Below are 16,706 nucleotides of genomic sequence, written 5' to 3' on the forward strand. Positions count from 1 at the left end.
GGATCTTCACCCGTTCGGGTCAGCGGCGTGACTCACGGCGCTCCCCCGGGTTGTGCCGTGCATGAAGCCACTCCTCAGCGTCGTCGTCCCGGTGCACAACGTCGAGGACTACCTGGAGGAGTGCCTCACCTCACTGGCCGGACAGTCCCTGAGGGACATCGAGGTGGTGCTCGTCGACGACGGGTCCACGGACGGGAGCCGCCGCGTCGCCGAGGACTTCGCCGCCCGCGACGACCGCTTCCGCTGCGTCCACCAGCCCAACGCGGGTCTGAGCGCCGCCCGCAACACGGGGATCGCGCACACCACGGCCGGCGTCCCCTACCTGGCGTTCGCCGACAGCGACGACATCGTCGTCCCCGACGCGTACGAACGGATGCTGGCGTCCCTGGAGTCGACCGGGTCGGACCTGGTCACGGGCAATGTGTGGCGGCTCAACGAACAGGGCACGCAGCAGGCCTGGCAGTACCGCTGGCTGACCGCCGACCGCCTCCGCACCCACATCACCCGCGACTCCCGGCTGCTGGCCGACCGCGTCGCCTGGAACAAGGTGTTCCGGCGCTCCTTCTGGGACCGGCACGCCTTCACCTTCCCGGTGGGCAAGCTCTACGAGGACACCCCGGTGATGATCCCGGCGCACTACCTCGCCGAGTCGGTCGACGTGCTGCACGAACACGTCTACCTATGGCGGGTGCGGGAGGGCTCGATCACCCGGCGGCGCACGGACGTGCGAGGCGTGCGGGACCGGATCGCGGCCTGTGAGCAGGTCAGCGCGTTCCTGGCGGCCCGCGACGCCGCACAGCGGCTGCGCTACGACGTCTCGTGCCTGCGCGACGACTTCGTCTACTTCCTCGAGGCGCTGCCGATGGGCGGCCCGGCCTACCGCTCGGCCTTCATGGAGGACGCGGGCGCCTTCCTCGACCGGGTGGGCGACGCGGCTCTGGCGGGACTGCCTGCCGAGGCGCGCGTCCGCTGGCAGCTGGTGCGGGAGCGCAGGGCCGACGAGCTGCTGGCGGTCCTGGAGTTCGAACGGGCCAACGGGACCGGCACGTTCACCGTGGCCGGACCCCCGGGACGGCGGCGCGCGGTGCACCCCGGGCTCGGGGACGGGGGGAGTGTCCCCGCACGGCTCGGCAGGGGCGATCTGCCCGCCGTGGCACGCCTGGTGGAGTCGTCGTGGGGCGAGGACGGCAGGCTGCGGCTGCGCGGGTACGCGTACATCCGCAACCTTCCGGCCGAGTCCGCCCGGCACTCGGTGAAGGCGGCCCTCGTGCGGGAGGCGGGCGGCAGACGGGTGCGGGCCGTGCCGGTGCGCACGGTAAGGACGGACCGTGCCACCGCCGACTCGGGCCAGGAGCTGCACCGTTACGACTACGCGGGCTTCGAGACGGCCCTCGACCCGGAGCGGCTGGGGACGGGCACCTGGCTGGTCGGCCTGGTGGTGGCCGGCCACGGCGTCGTACGGCGGGCCGCGCTGCGCGCCGTGGAGGCGGCCGCCGCGCAGCCGCTGGTCCGCGACCTGGGCGGGGGGCGGCGCGCGGTTCTCGGCTACCGGGACGGCAGGCTGGAACTGACCGTGACCCGGCTGCCGGCGGTGGCCTCCGCCCACGACGGGCGGCCGGGCGCCCTGGAACTGACCGGCCGGCTCTACGGGGGCGCCCGGCCCACGGCCCTCGTCCTGACCCGCGAGGGCGCCACCGAGCACGTGTGCCCGGTGCGCTGCGGTGACGGCGACGGCTTCGGCGCCCGGATCCCCCTCACCGCTCTCGCCGCGGAGGCCGCCCCGCGCTCCGGCGGGGCCGCGGGCCCCGCGGCGGGGGCCGGAAGCCGGTGGCGGGCCCACCTCCTGACCGGTGGCGTCCGCGTCCCGCTCGCCGCGGCCCCGGACCTGGCCCCGCCCGCCTTCGCGGACGCCGAAGGGAACCTGGTGGTGGAGGTGGCCGGCGCACCGTTCGTGGACCGCGCCGGACCCGCCCCGGACGGCGGGCTGCGCATCGAGGGGGCCGGGGCCGGGGCGCTCTCCCTGCGGCACACCACCCTCGGCGACACGGCACCGGTCCCGCTGGAGCGAGGGGAAGGCCGCTTCGCCGCCGTCCTCACCACGCCTCCGCGCGAAGGCGACTGGGAGGTGCTGCTGGACGGCCGGCCCGTGCGCGTGGGGGCAGTGCTCGCCGCCGTCCTGCCGCTGGGCGCGGCGGGGGGCCGCTTCCGGCTCGACCGCCGCCACGGCGACCGGCTGACCGTGCACTGCTCGCCGGCGCTCGACGACGCGGAGCGCAGCGCGTACCGGCAGGGCCGGCTGCGGACGGCGCACTACCCGGCGCAGCGCCGCCTGCCGCTGCGGGACACCGTCCTCTACGCGGGCGAGGGCTCCCCGCGCGCCGTGCACGCCGAGCTCGTGCGCCGGAGCTCCGACGCCGAGCACCTCTGGGTCACCGACGGATCGGCCGGCGCCGCCGCCCGCGTCCCGGCCACCGCCGTCCCCGTCGTGGCCCGCAGCACCGCCTGGTACGAAGCGCTGGCACGGGCCCGCAGCATCGTCGCGGCCGGCCAGCTGCCCGCGTGGTTCGAGCGCCGCCCGGACCAGACGGTCGTGCAGACCTGGCACGGCTCGCCGCTCGGCCGGTTCGGCCTGGACCTCACCGGCACCCTGTACGCCGACCACCAGTACCTCGCCACGCTCGCGCGCCGCTCCGCCCAGTGGTCGGTCCTGGTCTCCCCCAGCGCCTTCGCCACCCCCCATCTCCGCCGCGCCCTGGCCTACGGCGGAGAGGTGCTGGAGGCGGGATCCCCGGCCGACGACCTGCTCTGCTCACCGGGCCGGGACAAGGCGGCCGAGCGGGTGCGCCGGACGCTGGGCATCCCGGACGGCCATCGCGTGGTGCTGTACGCGCCGACGTACCGCGACCACCTCGCGCACCCCCCGTCCGGCGGTTCATCCCCGCTGTACCGCTGGGACCCGGCGCTCGACCTCTCCGCGCTGGCACGGTCGCTGGACGGCCGCACCACCGTGCTGGTCCGCCGGCACCCGCGTGTGACGGGCAGCGTGCCGGCGGATCCGGCCCTGCGTGACGTGTCCGCGCACCCTGACACCACCGAGCTCCTGCTGATCGCGGACGTGCTGGTCACCGACTACTCGGGCCTGGTGTTCGGCTTCGCGCACACCGGCCGCCCGATGCTCTTCCACACCTACGACCTGGAGCACTACAGGGACACCGTGCGCGGCTTCTGCCTGGACTTCGAGACGCGGGCCCCCGGCCCGCTGCTCGTCACCACCCAGGAGGTGGCCCAGGCCCTGCGGGCCACACCGGCGTCGGCGGATCTCCACGCCGACGCGTACGAGAGCTTCCGGCAGGATCACTGCGGCCCGGCCGACGGCGGGGCCGCCCGGCGCGTCGTGGACCGGCTGCTCGGCGGGGACCGCACCTCCCCGCTCCGCGTCAGCCCTTGAGGGCTCGTACCGCCGAGTCCGCGAGGTCGTCCAGGTACCCCTTGGGCAGATCGCCGCGCACCACGACGAGGCGCCAGTAGAGAGGTCCCACGATGAGGTCCAGCGCCCGGTCGGGATCACTGCCCTCGGGCAGCTCTCCGCGCCCCACCGCCGCCCGTACGACCACGGCGGCCACCCCCTTCTGCGGGTCGAGCAGAGCGGCCTTGATGGCGTCGGAGATCTCCGGGTTGCGGGCCGCCTCGACCAGCAGGTCCGGGATCACCTGCGAGGCCACCGGGTGGCGCAGGGCGTACGCGGCGAGTTCCAGTACGGCGCGCACGTCTCCGTGGAGCGAACCGGTCGCGGGCGCCGGCATGCCCTGCGCGGCCACGGCCGCGACCAGGTCCAGGACGAGGTGCAGCTTGGACTTCCAGCGGCGGTAGACGGCGGTCTTGCCCACCCCCGCGCGCCGGGCGATGCCCTCGATCGACATCCGCGCGAATCCCACGGCGGCCAGCTCCTCGAAGACGGCGCCGCGGATCGCGTCGGTCACGTCCTCCCGCAGCACCGCGGCACCTGCCGGGGCGCGGCGCCCGGTTCGCCGTTCGGTGGTCATGGCCCGAATGATAGTCCGTAACGACGAAACGGTTGCGTTGCGACGTACAAACGTCCTACTGTCAGCGTTGCGACGATACGGTGCCGTCCCATCGAAAGAACCCTTCGTCGTGTTCCCCCCCCCGCCCCTCGTCGAAAGCGACCGTGGTGAGCCAGACAGCAGCCCCGCCGGCCCCGGTGGACACCGCACCCCCCACCCACCTCCCCGTGTACGCGGCCGGTGAGCTGGCCGCGCTCGCCGCCCGGCACGGTCTGACCGTCAGCGGGGCCCGGCCGAAGCTCGGCGAGTACGTCCGGCAGCTCTGGGGGCGCAGGCACTTCATCACCGCCTTCGCCACGGCCAAGCTGACCGCCCAGTACAGCCAGGCGAAGCTCGGCCAGATCTGGCAGATCATGACCCCGCTGCTCAACGCGACGGTCTACTACTTCATCTTCGGCGTCCTGATGAACACCAAGCACGGAGTCCCCGACTACGTGCCCTTCCTGGTCACCGGGGTCTTCATCTGGACCTTCACCGCCAGTTCGATCACGGCCGGCACCCGGGCCATCAGCGGCAACACCGGACTCGTCCGGGCCCTCCACTTCCCCCGGGCGTCCCTGCCCATCGCCCTGGCCATCCAGCAGCTCCAGCAACTGCTGTTCTCCCTGGGCGCGCTGTTCCTGATCCTGCTGGCGTTCGGCCAGTACCCGCGGCCGTCGTGGCTGCTGGCGATCCCCGCGCTCGCCCTGCAGGCCCTGTTCAACACCGGCATCTCGATGGTCATGGCCCGGCTGGCGGCCAGGACCCCCGACATCGCCCAGCTGACGCCCTTCCTCCTGCGCACCTGGATGTACGCGTCGGGCGTCATGTGGAGCCTCGACACCCTGCTCACCGCCGACCGGGTACCGCGGCTCGCGCTCCTCGCCCTGGAGTGCAACCCGGCGGCCGTCTACATCGATCTGATGCGCTACGCCCTGATCGACAGCTTCACCGGCGCGCAGCTGCCCCCGCACGTGTGGGCCGTCGCGACGGGCTGGGCCCTGGTCTGCGGCATCGGCGGCTTCGTCTACTTCTGGAAGGCCGAGGAGAGGTACGGACGTGGCTGACACCCTCGACACCCGAGTGCCCACCGTCGTCGTCGACGACGTCCACATCACCTACACGGTCAACGGCGCCCGCACCGGGAAGGGCAGCGCGACGTCCGCCCTCAACCGGATCGTGTCGCGTCGGCAGCCCCGGGGTGCCCGCCAGGTGCACGCGGTGAAGGGCGTGAGCTTCGCCGCGTACAAGGGCGAGGCCATCGGCCTGATCGGCTCCAACGGATCCGGCAAGTCGACGCTCCTCAAGGCGATCGCCGGACTGCTTCCCCCGTCGCAGGGCAGGGTCCACACCCAGGGTCAGCCCTCCCTGCTCGGTGTGAACGCCGCCCTGATGAGCGACCTGACCGGGGAACGCAACGTCGTGCTCGGCGGTCTGGCCATGGGCATGACCCGACAGCAGATCCGCGAGCGCTACCAGGACATCGTCGACTTCTCCGGGATCAACGAGAAGGGCGACTTCATCACCCTGCCCATGCGGACCTACTCCTCGGGCATGGGGGCGAGGCTGCGCTTCTCCATCGCGGCCGCCAAGAGCCATGACGTGCTGCTGATCGACGAGGCACTGTCCACCGGCGACGCGAAGTTCCAGCGGCGCAGCAAGGACCGGATCATGGAGCTCCGCGAGGAGGCCGGCACGGTGTTCCTCGTCAGCCACAGCAACCGGTCGATCACCGACACCTGCGACCGGGCGATCTGGCTCGAGGCGGGCACCCTGCGGATGGACGGCCCGGCCAAGGAGGTCGTGGCCGCGTACGAGGAGTTCACCGGACCGGCGAAGCCGAGGAAATCCAAGAAGTGACGGCGTGAAGCCGTCCGCCGGACGGGCCGCAGGGGCCCGTCCGGCGGACGGCTTCGTCAGCGGCCCGGACGGCCGCTCCGGGTCAGGCGTGCGTACGCAGCAGGGTCCGCATCGTCCTCATCGCCACCGACAGGTTCGCCAGGTCGAAGGACTCCGAACCCCGGATCTCCTCCAGGGTGGCCCGTGAACGCGCCAGGATCGCGGCGTTCTTCTCCTCCCAGGCCGTGAACCGCTGCTCCGGCGACGACGTGCCGTTGCCGGCGGCCAGTACGTCCGAGGTGAGCGCGGCATGCGCGGCGTAGAGGTCCTCGCGGATGGAGGCGCGGGCCATGGACTGCCAGCGGTCGGCCCGCGGCAGCTCGATGATCCGGTCCATCAGCTGCGTGATCCCCAGCCGGTCGGCGAGGTCGTAGTACACCTCGGCGACGGCCAGCGGGTCCTTGTCCGTACGGTCCGCGATCGCCACGATGTCCAGCGCCGGGAAGGCGGAGGAGAAACCGGCCACCCGCACCGCCAGCTCCTCGGGGACCCCCACCGAGGTGAGCTCGTCGAGGATCGACCGGTACCAATCGATGTCCGCGCCCCTGAGCAGCTTGGGCAGCTCGTTCCAGACGCGTTCGACGCCCTCGCGGAAGAAGCCGATGGTCTCCGCGATCTCCACCGGCTGGGGCCGGTTGCCGAGGAGCCAGCGCGATCCGCGCTCGACCAGCCGCCGCGAGTGCAGCCGGATCCGGGTCTGCACGTCGGCGGCCACCGTGTTGTCGAGCGCCTCCACGGCGTCCCACACGGCGGAGAGGCCGAAGATCTCACGGGCGGCGAACTGGGCCCGCACGATCTCCTCGAGCGACGCCCCGGTCTCCTCCCGCAGCCGGTGCAGGAACGTCGAGCCGCCGGTGTTCACCGTGTCGTTGACGAGCACCGTCGTGATGATCTCGCGGCGCAGCGCGTGCGCGTCGACCGCCTCGGGGAACTTCTCGCTCAGCTGCTTCGGGAAGTAGGCGTGCACCAGCCCCTGCAGATGGGCGTCGTCCGGCAGGCTGGTGGAGATCAGCTCGTCGGCCGCCGTGATCTTGGTGTAGGCGAGCAGCACGGCCAGCTCCGGCTGGCTGAGACCCTTGCCGTGGTTCAGCAGTTCGCGGATCTGACGGTCGTTCGGCAGGAACTCCAGCGCCCGGTCCAGGTGCCCCTCGCGGCCGAGCCTGCGCATGAAGCGCTGGTGGGCGTGGAGGAGCGACGGGGCCTGGGCACAGGCGTTGGAGAGCGCGACGTTCTGCGCGTAGTTGTTGCGGAGCACGAGCTGTCCGACCTCGTCGGTCATCTCGGCGAGCACCTTGTTGCGCTGCTTCACGGTCATGTCGCCGTCGCGGACGAGGCCGTTGAGCAGGATCTTGATGTTCACCTCGTGGTCGGAGGTGTCCACACCGGCGCTGTTGTCGATCGCGTCGGTGTTGATCCGGCCGCCGGCCCGGGCGAACTCGATCCGGCCGAGCTGGGTGGCCCCGAGGTTGCCGCCCTCACCGACGACACGGGCCCGAAGATCCGCCCCGTCGACCCGGATCGAGTCGTTGGCCTTGTCACCCACGTCGGCGTTCGATTCGGCCGTCGACTTGATGTACGTACCGATGCCGCCGTTCCACACCAGGTCGACCGAGGCCTTGAGGATGTTCTGCATCAGCTCGGCGGGCGTCATCTTGGTGACCTTGGACTCGATGCCGAGCGCGGCGCGGATGTGCGCGTTGACCGGGATCGACTTGGCGGAACGCGGGTGGATGCCACCGCCGGGGGACAGCAGGTCCTTGTCGTAGTCCGCCCAGGAGCTGCGCGGCAGGTCGAAGAGCCGGCGCCGCTCGGCGTACGAGGTGGCGGCGTCCGGGTTCGGGTCGATGAAGATGTGCCGGTGGTCGAAGGCCGCGACCAGCCGGATGTGCTCGGAGAGCAGCATCCCGTTGCCGAAGACGTCACCGGACATGTCGCCGACGCCGACGACGGTGAAGTCCTCGGTCTGGGTGTCGTGGCCCAGCTCGCGAAAGTGCCGCTTCACGGACTCCCAGGCACCGCGGGCGGTGATGCCCATGCCCTTGTGGTCGTAACCGGCCGAGCCTCCGGAGGCGAAGGCGTCGCCGAGCCAGAAGCCGTACGCGACGGCGACGTCGTTGGCGATGTCGGAGAAGCTCGCGGTCCCCTTGTCGGCGGCGACGACGAGATAGGTGTCGTCCTCGTCGTGGCGCACGACCTCCGAGGGGTGCACGACCTCGCCCGTCACCATGTTGTCGGTGATGTCGAGCAGGGCCGAGATGAAGATCTTGTAGCAGGCGATGCCCTCGGCGAGCCAGGCGTCACGGTCCACGGCCGGGTCCGGCAGCTGCTTGGCCACGAACCCGCCCTTCGCGCCCACGGGCACGATCACGGTGTTCTTGACCATCTGCGCCTTGACCAGGCCGAGGATCTCCGTACGGAAGTCCTCCCGGCGGTCCGACCAGCGCAGCCCGCCGCGGGCGACCTTGCCGAAGCGCAGGTGGACACCCTCGACGCGCGGCGAGTAGACCCAGATCTCGTACGCCGGGCGGGGTGCCGGCAGGTCCGGGATGGCCTGCGGATCGAACTTCATCGAGACGTAGTTGTGCGGCTCGTGGTCGTCGGCCAGCTGGAAGTAGTTGGTCCGCAGCGTGGCCTTGATGACCGTGAGGAAGGACCGCAGGATGCGGTCCTCGTCCAGCGAGGCGACCTGGTCGAGGGCTCCGTCCAGCTCCTCCAGCAGCCCGTCCGTCAGCTCCGTCCCGGCCTTCTGGCGGGTCGGGGACATCCGGGCCTCGAACAGGGAGACCAGGAGGCGGGTGGTGTGGACGTTGTTGCGGAGGGTGTCCTCCATGTAGTCCTGGCTGAAGGTCGAACCCGCCTGGCGCAGGTACTTCGCGTAGGCGCGCAGCACCATGGCCTGACGCCAGTCGAGTCCGGCGCCCAGGACCAGGTTGTTGAACCCGTCGTTCTCCGCCTCGCCTGTCCAGATGGCGGCGAACGCCTCCTGGAAGCGGTCCCGGGCGTCGTCGGCGAGGTGGTCGCCGTTGCCCGAGGCCTTCTTCGGCAGGCGCAGCCCGAAGTCGTAGATCCAGGCGTGCGTGCGGTCGGCGCACCGCAGCTCGTACGGACGTTCGTCGACGACCTCGACGCCGAGCCGCTGGAGAGCGGGGAGGACCGCGGAGAGCGAGACCTGCTCCCCGGTCCGGTAGATCTTGAAGCGTCGCTCGTCGGGAGCGGCGCCGACCGGCTCGTACAGGCTGAGCGCGAAGTCCTTGTGCTCGCTCTTCAGCGCCTCGAGGTGGACCAGGTCGGCCACGGCGGCACGCGGCGAGTGGTCGGCCTTGTAGCCCTCGGGGAAGGACTGTCCGTAACGGCGCAGCAGCTCGGCGGCGCGCTCCTCACCGCACTCGGCGTTCAGCGCCTCCTGGAAGCCGTCGGCCCAGGAGCGGGCGGCCTCGACGAGGCGCGCCTCGATCCGGTCCGCGTCGGCGTCGGTGAGGTGCGGGAGCTCGGTGCCCGGCGGGACCCGGACGACGAAGTGCAGCCGGGAGAGGATCGATTCGGTGTTCCAGGCCGTGAAGTCGACGCTGGTGCCGCCCAGCTCCTCCTTGAGGATGTCGATCAGGCGGAGCCTCACCCCGGTGGTGTAGCGGTCGCGCGGCAGGTAGACGAGGGCGGAGTAGTAGCGCCCGTACTCGTCCTGGCGCAGGTAGAGCCGCAGCCGGCGGCGCTCCTGGAGGTACAGCACGGAGGTGACGATTGAGCGCAGCTGGTCGACGGGCGTCTGGAAGAGCTCGTCGCGCGGGTACGTCTCCAGGATCTGGAGCAGGTCCCGGCCGTCGTGGCTGTTGGGCGTGAAGCCCGCGCCCTCCAGCACCTCGGCGACCTTGCGGCGCACGACCGGAACCCGGCGCACGGACTCGGTGTACGCGGCGGAGGAGAACAGGCCGAGGAAGCGGCGCTCACCGACGACGTTGCCCTCGGCGTCGAACTTCTTCACCCCGACGTAGTCGAGGTAGCTGGGGCGGTGCACCGTCGCCCTGCTGTTCGCCTTCGTCAGGACGAGCAGCCGGTGCTCACGCGCCTTGGCCCGGGCGTCGGCGGGCAGCCGGTCGAAGGACGGGCTCACCGGGTGCGCCTCGTCCTCGCTGTGCTTCGGGTCGGAGCGCAGGATGCCGAGACCGGTGCCGGGGACGGCCGTCAGCGCGTCGGAGTCGCGGAGCTCGTACTCCCGGTACCCGAGGAAGGTGAAGTGGTCGGCGGCGAGCCAGCGCAGCAGCTCGCGGGCCTCCTCGACCTCCTCCTCGCCCAGCTCGTCCAGCGGCTCCGCCCCGAGGTCGTCGGCGATCCGCAGGGCGGCGTCGTGCATCTTGTCCCAGTCCTCGACGGTCTCCCGTACGTCGGACAGGACGCGGAGCAGGTCGGCGGTGATCTGCTTCAGGTCCGCGCGGTCCGTCTCCCGGTCGATCTCGACGTGGATCCACGACTCGACGAGCGCGTCGTGCGGCAGCTCGGCCCGGGCCTCCTTGCGGCCCTCGCCCCGCTTCGCGCCGTTGCCCCTGGCCGGGTCCTCGCCGAACACCTCGATCAGCTTGCCGGCGACGTCACGGCGGACGACGACCTGCGGGTGGATCACGAGGTGGATGCCGCGGCCCTGCCGGGACAGCTCGTTGGTGACCGAGTCGACCAGGAAGGGCATGTCGTCGGTGACGACCTCGACGACGGAGTGGCTGCTCGTCCAGCCGTTCTCCTCGACGGTCGGGGTGTGCACCCGGACGTTCGCGGTGCCCTGCGGGCGGTTCTCGGCCAGCCGGTAGTGGGAGGAAGCCGCACCGAAGACGTCGACCGGGTCGCGGTCCTTCACGTCCTCCGGAGCGGTGTGCAGGTAGTAGCGCTGGAGATAGGCGAGCAGTACGTCCCGGCCCGGCCGGTCGTCCCGGCCGTCCTCGGTGCCGTCCTCTGCTCCGGTGCCTTCGGCAAGGCGGACCCGGAGGCCGCCACCCGGGCCACCGACACCACCGCCCGGACTGTTGTCAGCTACCCGGGCCGCCCGTGCGAGCAGCTCGGCCTTGGCTTCGTCCAGCTTGGTCTGCATGTCCTCTGGCTCCTGTCGCGCGCCGTTGCGTGACGTAGGTGTAAAAGTCGGCGTACCGCCACGACGCGGGGATTCCGGTCTGGGTCGACGCTATGCCGCCTGGGGAGATGTCCGGGACCGTATCGGCCATTTTCGGCAGACGGCCCGGGACGCGGAGATCACGCATCGCCCGGGTGCTGTGGCACTCCGGGCGCAGGCCGGGGGCTTCGCTGCCCCCGAGGCGTATCGCGCTGATCACCGCACCAGGCTATCCCCCTTGCACCCACAACCGTCATGAGCCGCATATGTACAAAAGAAGGCCCCGAACTTTGACACTCTGGACATCGCACCGGATCGTTCCCGCACGTAAGGAGACACACCCGGGCAGACGCTCGGTCCGGCGCCCGGCCCGCGCTCGGTCCGCCGTGCGGCTGCACTCCCCGTCCGAGGGTCAGTCAGCCATCAGCTCGGCCAGCGCGACGGCTTCGGCCAGGGTGTCGACCACGGGCACACCCGCCGCTTCCAGACTGCTGCGGCTGTGCGAACCGCCGGTGTAGAGCACCGCGCGCGCACCCACGTGGGCCGCCGCCACGGCGTCGTCCACCGCGTCACCGATGACCACCGCGGATTCGGGAGCGATGCCGCCGAGCACCTCGAAGTGGCGCGCCATGTGCTGTGCCTTGCTGCCGCCCGAGGGGCCGGTACGGCCGTCGACCCGGACGAAATGGCGCTCGATGCCGTACCCACGCACCACCGGGACCAGGTACTCGTGGCCGTACATGCTCAGCAGCGACTGGCTGCGGCCGCCGACGCTCCACCGGGCCAGCAGCTCCTCGGCACCCTCGGTCAGGCCGCAGGCCACCCGCTGCTCGGTGTAGTGGCGGTGGAAGAGGCCGTCCATCCGCTCCCACTCGGCAGAGGTGGGCAGCCTGCCCATGAGCCGCTCGTAGAACTTGGGTATCGGCACGCAGTACGTCTCGCGGTACTGCTCCAGCGTGAGCGGTGCCAGGTCGACCTCCGCGAAGGCGGCGTTCGTCGCGCCGAGCACCGCGGTGATGTCGTCGAGCAGTGTGCCGTTCCAGTCCCAGACCAGATGTGTGCGGTGCTTCCCCGATGTCGCCATGGAGAGAAAAATACCCGCCCGGTACGACACTCACCCGGGCACGGCACTCAGCTGATCAGGCCGGGGATCTCCTGGATCCCGAACCACAGGAGCTCGTGGTCCTCCGCGCCGTCCACGGTGAACCGGGCGTCGTCGTCACCGGTGTCCGCGGCTCCCAGCGCCGCGGCGGCCGCGGCGACGTCCTTCTCCGCGTCATCGGCGTCCACGTGCACGGCGGCGGCCTTCGACAGCGCCACCGCGTCCGCGATCCGCACCTCGCCGATGGACGACGCGTCCAGGATGTGGTCCGGATCGGCGACAACCGCTCCGTCCGGCACGTCGAGGGCGACGACGGCCCGGCGCCGGACCTCGTCCGGCTTGCCCGCGATCAACCGCAGCGAGGCGGCGGCGGCCCGGTTCAGCGCCGCGTACTCCAGCTCCTCGATGTCGTCGGAGACGTACCACTCGCGCAGAGCGGGCGTCACGGCGTAGGCGGTCAGCGGCCCCGGTCCGACCTCGCCCGCCGCGTGCACCGCGGCAAGACCGGAGAGGGTCAGGGGGACGTACACACGCATGGCTGACCGCTTTCGTAGTCGATGACGCCCTCAGGATACGTGCGACGTCCCCCTTCGGGGTTGCCGATCCACCCCCTGCTGTCCACCGCGCGACGACCGTCACCCCCGCTCCTCCCTTGCGGCGCGGGGCCTGCCACCCGGATAGGTGATCTCGCCCGGCACCCGGTCGGGCCCCCTCGCCGCTTGCGGGGCCGAGGACCGGCCCCGTAGAAGATCCCCAGCAGAAGTTACCGCCCGGTACTCACCGGGCTCCGGACAGCAGCCACGGGGGCTACCAGCATGAGCACGGACAGGACGAGGCCGGCCGGACGACGCGACCGCAGCAGGCCGGGCACCGTACCGCCGCAACGGCCCCGGAGGCCGCTGCGCCCGCACCAGTGGTTCGCCGAACGCCTGCTCGCGGTGCTCAGCGGGCAGCGCCCGGTGCACTGGATGCTCGGCCACACGATCGGCGAGGCCTACGACCAGCTCGCCGAACTCGCCCCTGACGCCCCTCTCGGTGCGGGGTGCAGGCGGCCGGTCGTGCGCGCCTGCCACGGCAGCCAGCCGGCCACCGGCGTGGTCGAGGCCTTCGCCAGCATCGCCACGGGCGAACACGTCCGCGCCATGGCGTTCCGCCTGGAGCAGGGGCCCGACCTCCGCTGGCGCTGCGCGGCGATCGACCTGGGCGGCGAACGCCTCCCCGCCGTCAGATAGCGGGCGCCCGGCACTCTTCCGCCACCCTCTCCGCGGCTCCCGCCGGGCCTGCGCAGGGGCTCTCCCGCCGGGCTCCCTGCCGGGACTCCCTGCCGGAACGAGCGGGAGCGGTCAGGGACACACCCCGCCAGGGCCGCACACAACGGCTCCAGCGGCCCGCCGACGTCTCTCTGCGCACGTGGGAGCAGCCACCCCGCCCCGAGCCCTGAGAAGCCCGGCAAACGGCCTGGCCCGGACACCGAGGGGGTGTCCGGGCCAGGCCGTTCGTCCAGGTGTGCCGCGCGCTACTTCTTGCGGCGGCGGCCACCCGTGCTCTTCTGCGCCTTGCGGCGCTCCGCACGCGTCGTCCCGTCGCCCTCGGACCGCGCACCGTCACCGTTGGAGAAGTCTCCCTCGACGACGCCGCCCTCTCCGTCCACCGTGGGAGCGGAGAAGTGCAGCCGGTCCGGACGCTGCGGCGCGTCCAGGCCCTTGGCCCGGATCTCGGGGCGACCTGCCCCGGCGGCCACCGGCGCGTCCTGCTTCTCGAGCGAGGTGCGCTCCGCGCCCTCCTGCACCGGGACCTCCTCGACCTGCTGCTCGACCTGGACCTCCAGGTTGAACAGGTAGCCGACGGACTCCTCCTTGATGCCCTCCATCATGGCGTTGAACATGTCGAAGCCCTCGCGCTGGTACTCGACCAGCGGGTCCTTCTGGGCCATGGCCCGCAGGCCGATGCCCTCCTGGAGGTAGTCCATCTCGTAGAGGTGCTCACGCCACTTGCGGTCCAGGACGGACAGCACCACGCGGCGCTCCAGCTCACGCATGATGTCCGAGCCGAGGGTCTTCTCGCGCTCCGCGTACTGCTCGTGGATGTCGTCCTTGACCGATTCGGCGATGAAGTCCGCGGTCACACCGGCCAGGTCGCCCGCGGCCTCCTCGAGCTCCTCGACCGTGACCTTCACCGGGTAGAGCTGCTTGAAAGCGCCCCACAGCCGGTCGAGGTCCCACTCCTCGGCGAAGCCCTCCGCGGTCTCCTGACGGATGTAGTCGTCGATCGTGTCGTCCATGAAGTGGCGGATCTGGTCCTGCAGGTCCTCGCCCTCCAGGACGCGGCGACGCTCACCGTAGATGACCTCGCGCTGCCGGTTGAGCACCTCGTCGTACTTCAGGACGTTCTTACGCGTCTCGAAGTTCTGCTGCTCCACCTGCGACTGCGCGGAGGCGATCGCCCGGGTCACCATCTTGTTCTCGATCGGCACGTCGTCGGGGACGTTCGCCATCGACATCACGCGCTCGACCATCTGCGCCTTGAACAGGCGCATCAGGTCGTCGCCCAGCGAGAGGTAGAACCGGGACTCGCCCGGGTCACCCTGACGGCCGGAACGGCCACGCAGCTGGTTGTCGATACGGCGCGACTCGTGACGCTCGGTACCCAGGACGTACAGCCCGCCGAGATCCTTGACCTCTTCGAACTCCGCCTTGACGGCCTGCTCGGCCTTCTCCAGCGCGGCGGGCAGGGCCGCAGCCCACTCCTCGACGTGCTCCACCGGGTCGAGGCCGCGCTGGCGCAGCTCCGCCTCGGCGAGGTCGTCCGGGTTTCCGCCGAGCTTGATGTCGGTGCCTCGGCCGGCCATGTTCGTGGCGACCGTGACGGCGCCCTTGCGGCCCGCCTGGGCGACGATCGTCGCCTCACGGTCGTGCTGCTTGGCGTTGAGGACCTCGTGCTGGACACCGCGCTTGGAGAGCTGCTGCGAGAGGTACTCGGACTTCTCGACGGAGGTCGTGCCGACCAGGATCGGCTGCCCCTTCTCGTGCTTCTCGGCGATGTCGTCGACGACCGCGGCGAACTTCGCGACCTCGGTGCGGTAGATCAGGTCCGACTGGTCGGCGCGGACCATCGGCCGGTTCGTCGGGATCGGCACCACGCCGAGCTTGTAGATCTGGTGGAACTCGGCGGCCTCGGTCATCGCCGTACCGGTCATGCCGGAGAGCTTGCCGTACAGGCGGAAGAAGTTCTGCAGGGTGATCGTGGCGAGCGTCTGGTTCTCGTCCTTGATGTCCACCCCTTCCTTCGCCTCGATGGCCTGGTGCATGCCCTCGTTGTAGCGGCGGCCGGCGAGGATACGGCCGGTGTGCTCGTCGACGATCATGACTTCGCCGTCGATGACGACGTAGTCCTTGTCCTTCTTGAAGAGTTCCTTGGCCTTGATCGCGTTGTTGAGGTAACCGACGAGCGGGGTGTTCACCGACTCGTAGAGGTTGTCGATCCCGAGCCAGTCCTCGACCTTGGCGACACCGGGCTCGTGGATGGCCACGGTCCGCTTCTTCTCGTCGACCTCGTAGTCGCCGGTCTCCTCGATGCCCTTCAGCGGGTTGCCCGCCTCACCCCTGGTGAGACGCGTGACCAGCTTGGCGAAGTCGCCGTACCACTTGGTGGCCTGGTCCGCCGGACCGGAGATGATCAGCGGGGTACGGGCCTCGTCGACGAGAATCGAGTCGACCTCGTCGACGATCGCGAAGTTGTGGCCGCGCTGGACGAGCTCGTCCTGGGACCACGCCATGTTGTCGCGGAGGTAGTCGAAACCGAACTCGTTGTTCGTGCCGTACGTGATGTCGCAGGCGTACTGCTCACGGCGCTGGGCCGGGGTCATGTTGGCGATGATGCAGCCGACCTCGAGGCCGAGGAACTTGTGCACCCGGCCCATCATCTCGGAGTCGCGCTCGGCCAGGTAGTCGTTGACCGTGATCAGGTGCACGCCCTTGCCGGAGAGCGCGTTGAGATACGCGGGCAGGGTGCCGACGAGGGTCTTGCCCTCACCGGTCTTCATCTCGGCGACGAAGCCGAGGTGCAGGGCGGCACCGCCCATCATCTGGACGTCGTAGTGGCGCTGTCCGAGGACGCGCTTCGCGGCCTCACGGACGGTCGCGAATGCTTCGGGAAGCAGGTCGTCCAGGCTCTCGCCGTCCGCGTACCGTTCCTTGTACTCGTCGGTGAGCGCCCGCAGCTCGGCGTCGGAGAGGTTGACGAAGTCCTCTTCGATGGAGCTGACCTGGTCCGCGATGCGGTGCAGTTTGCGCAGGATCTTGCCTTCGCCTGCACGCATGAGCTTGTTGAAGACGGACACTGAGGCTGGTCTCCTTGCCGGTCGGGCCTGGCACTGGGTCGTGTGATGGACTCTGGCGCGGGCACGGCAGGTGGGCCCCACCGCAACGGCCATCGTAAGCGAGGACCCCGCCACGCCGGGAGGGCTGCTGCCGCGTTCTCCCCGCCGCACCCTTCCAGGACAACGGACGGAAGGGACGGAAGGTGCCGGGAAGCACCGAAAAGTGCTCGCATC

General features: G+C 70.9%; 9 protein-coding genes. 4 read left to right on the forward strand and 5 right to left on the reverse strand.

The window, feature by feature from the left end; translation table 11 throughout:
• Positions 1 to 61 precede the first annotated feature (61 nt).
• Positions 62 to 3,448, forward strand: a complete 3,387-nt coding sequence (locus tag ACFUNE_RS03190; protein WP_383561605.1) for a CDP-glycerol glycerophosphotransferase family protein — start codon at positions 62 to 64, stop codon at positions 3,446 to 3,448.
• Here ACFUNE_RS03190 and ACFUNE_RS03195 read toward each other — a convergent pair.
• On the reverse strand, positions 3,438 to 4,043 hold the full coding sequence (locus ACFUNE_RS03195; RefSeq protein ID WP_383561607.1) for a TetR/AcrR family transcriptional regulator: 606 nt from the start codon (positions 4,041 to 4,043) through the stop codon (positions 3,438 to 3,440). The two genes, ACFUNE_RS03190 and ACFUNE_RS03195, sit on opposite strands and share 11 nt — an antisense overlap.
• Positions 4,044 to 4,186: 143 nt before the next feature.
• Here ACFUNE_RS03195 and ACFUNE_RS03200 point away from each other — a divergent pair, with 143 nt between their 5' ends.
• Complete coding sequence (locus ACFUNE_RS03200) at positions 4,187 to 5,128, forward strand: ABC transporter permease (RefSeq protein ID WP_383561609.1); 942 nt, start codon at positions 4,187 to 4,189, stop codon at positions 5,126 to 5,128.
• On the forward strand, positions 5,121 to 5,921 hold the full coding sequence (locus ACFUNE_RS03205) for an ABC transporter ATP-binding protein (protein WP_383561611.1): 801 nt from the start codon (positions 5,121 to 5,123) through the stop codon (positions 5,919 to 5,921). The genes ACFUNE_RS03200 and ACFUNE_RS03205 overlap by 8 nt, the downstream gene beginning before the upstream one ends.
• A gap of 82 nt (positions 5,922 to 6,003) precedes the next feature.
• Here the strand turns inward: ACFUNE_RS03205 and ACFUNE_RS03210 are convergent, their stop codons facing one another.
• The 3 genes from ACFUNE_RS03210 to ACFUNE_RS03220 form a co-directional block, all read right to left on the reverse strand.
• A complete protein-coding gene (locus ACFUNE_RS03210; RefSeq protein ID WP_383561613.1) occupies positions 6,004 to 11,034 on the reverse strand; it encodes an NAD-glutamate dehydrogenase in 5,031 nt (1,676 codons plus the stop codon).
• A 430-nt stretch (positions 11,035 to 11,464) separates the two neighbouring features.
• A complete protein-coding gene (locus ACFUNE_RS03215; RefSeq protein WP_383561615.1) occupies positions 11,465 to 12,136 on the reverse strand; it encodes an HAD family hydrolase in 672 nt (223 codons plus the stop codon).
• A gap of 47 nt (positions 12,137 to 12,183) precedes the next feature.
• Positions 12,184 to 12,690: a DUF6912 family protein gene (locus ACFUNE_RS03220; RefSeq protein WP_383561617.1), complete on the reverse strand. Its 507-nt coding sequence runs from the start codon at positions 12,688 to 12,690 to the stop codon at positions 12,184 to 12,186.
• 279 nt (positions 12,691 to 12,969) lie between these two features.
• Between ACFUNE_RS03220 and ACFUNE_RS03225 the strand changes: the two genes are divergently transcribed.
• Positions 12,970 to 13,386 (forward strand): Rv3235 family protein, encoded by a 417-nt coding sequence (locus ACFUNE_RS03225; RefSeq protein WP_383561619.1) that lies wholly within the window; start codon positions 12,970 to 12,972, stop codon positions 13,384 to 13,386.
• Between the two features lie 284 nt (positions 13,387 to 13,670).
• Here the strand turns inward: ACFUNE_RS03225 and secA are convergent, their stop codons facing one another.
• The gene (secA, locus tag ACFUNE_RS03230) at positions 13,671 to 16,493 is read right to left on the reverse strand and encodes a preprotein translocase subunit SecA (RefSeq protein WP_383561621.1); all 2,823 of its coding nucleotides are present in this window, start codon (positions 16,491 to 16,493) and stop codon (positions 13,671 to 13,673) included.
• Between the last annotated feature and the right edge of the window lie 213 nt (positions 16,494 to 16,706).

Origin of the sequence: Streptomyces sp. NPDC057287, assembly GCF_042667905.1 — a bacterium.
GTDB lineage: Bacteria > Actinomycetota > Actinomycetes > Streptomycetales > Streptomycetaceae > Streptomyces.

Bases quoted from the DNA above. Each gene is read 5' to 3' on its own strand.
- ACFUNE_RS03210 (WP_383561613.1), bottom strand. From the start codon at position 11,034: ATGCAGACCAAGCTGGACGAAGCCAAGGCCGAGCTGCTCGCACGGGCG.
- ACFUNE_RS03195 (WP_383561607.1), bottom strand. From the start codon at position 4,043: ATGACCACCGAACGGCGAACCGGGCGCCGCGCCCCGGCAGGTGCCGCG.
- ACFUNE_RS03190 (WP_383561605.1), top strand. From the start codon at position 62: ATGAAGCCACTCCTCAGCGTCGTCGTCCCGGTGCACAACGTCGAGGAC.
- ACFUNE_RS03225 (WP_383561619.1), top strand. From the start codon at position 12,970: ATGAGCACGGACAGGACGAGGCCGGCCGGACGACGCGACCGCAGCAGG.
- ACFUNE_RS03220 (WP_383561617.1), bottom strand. From the start codon at position 12,690: ATGCGTGTGTACGTCCCCCTGACCCTCTCCGGTCTTGCCGCGGTGCAC.
- ACFUNE_RS03215 (WP_383561615.1), bottom strand. From the start codon at position 12,136: ATGGCGACATCGGGGAAGCACCGCACACATCTGGTCTGGGACTGGAAC.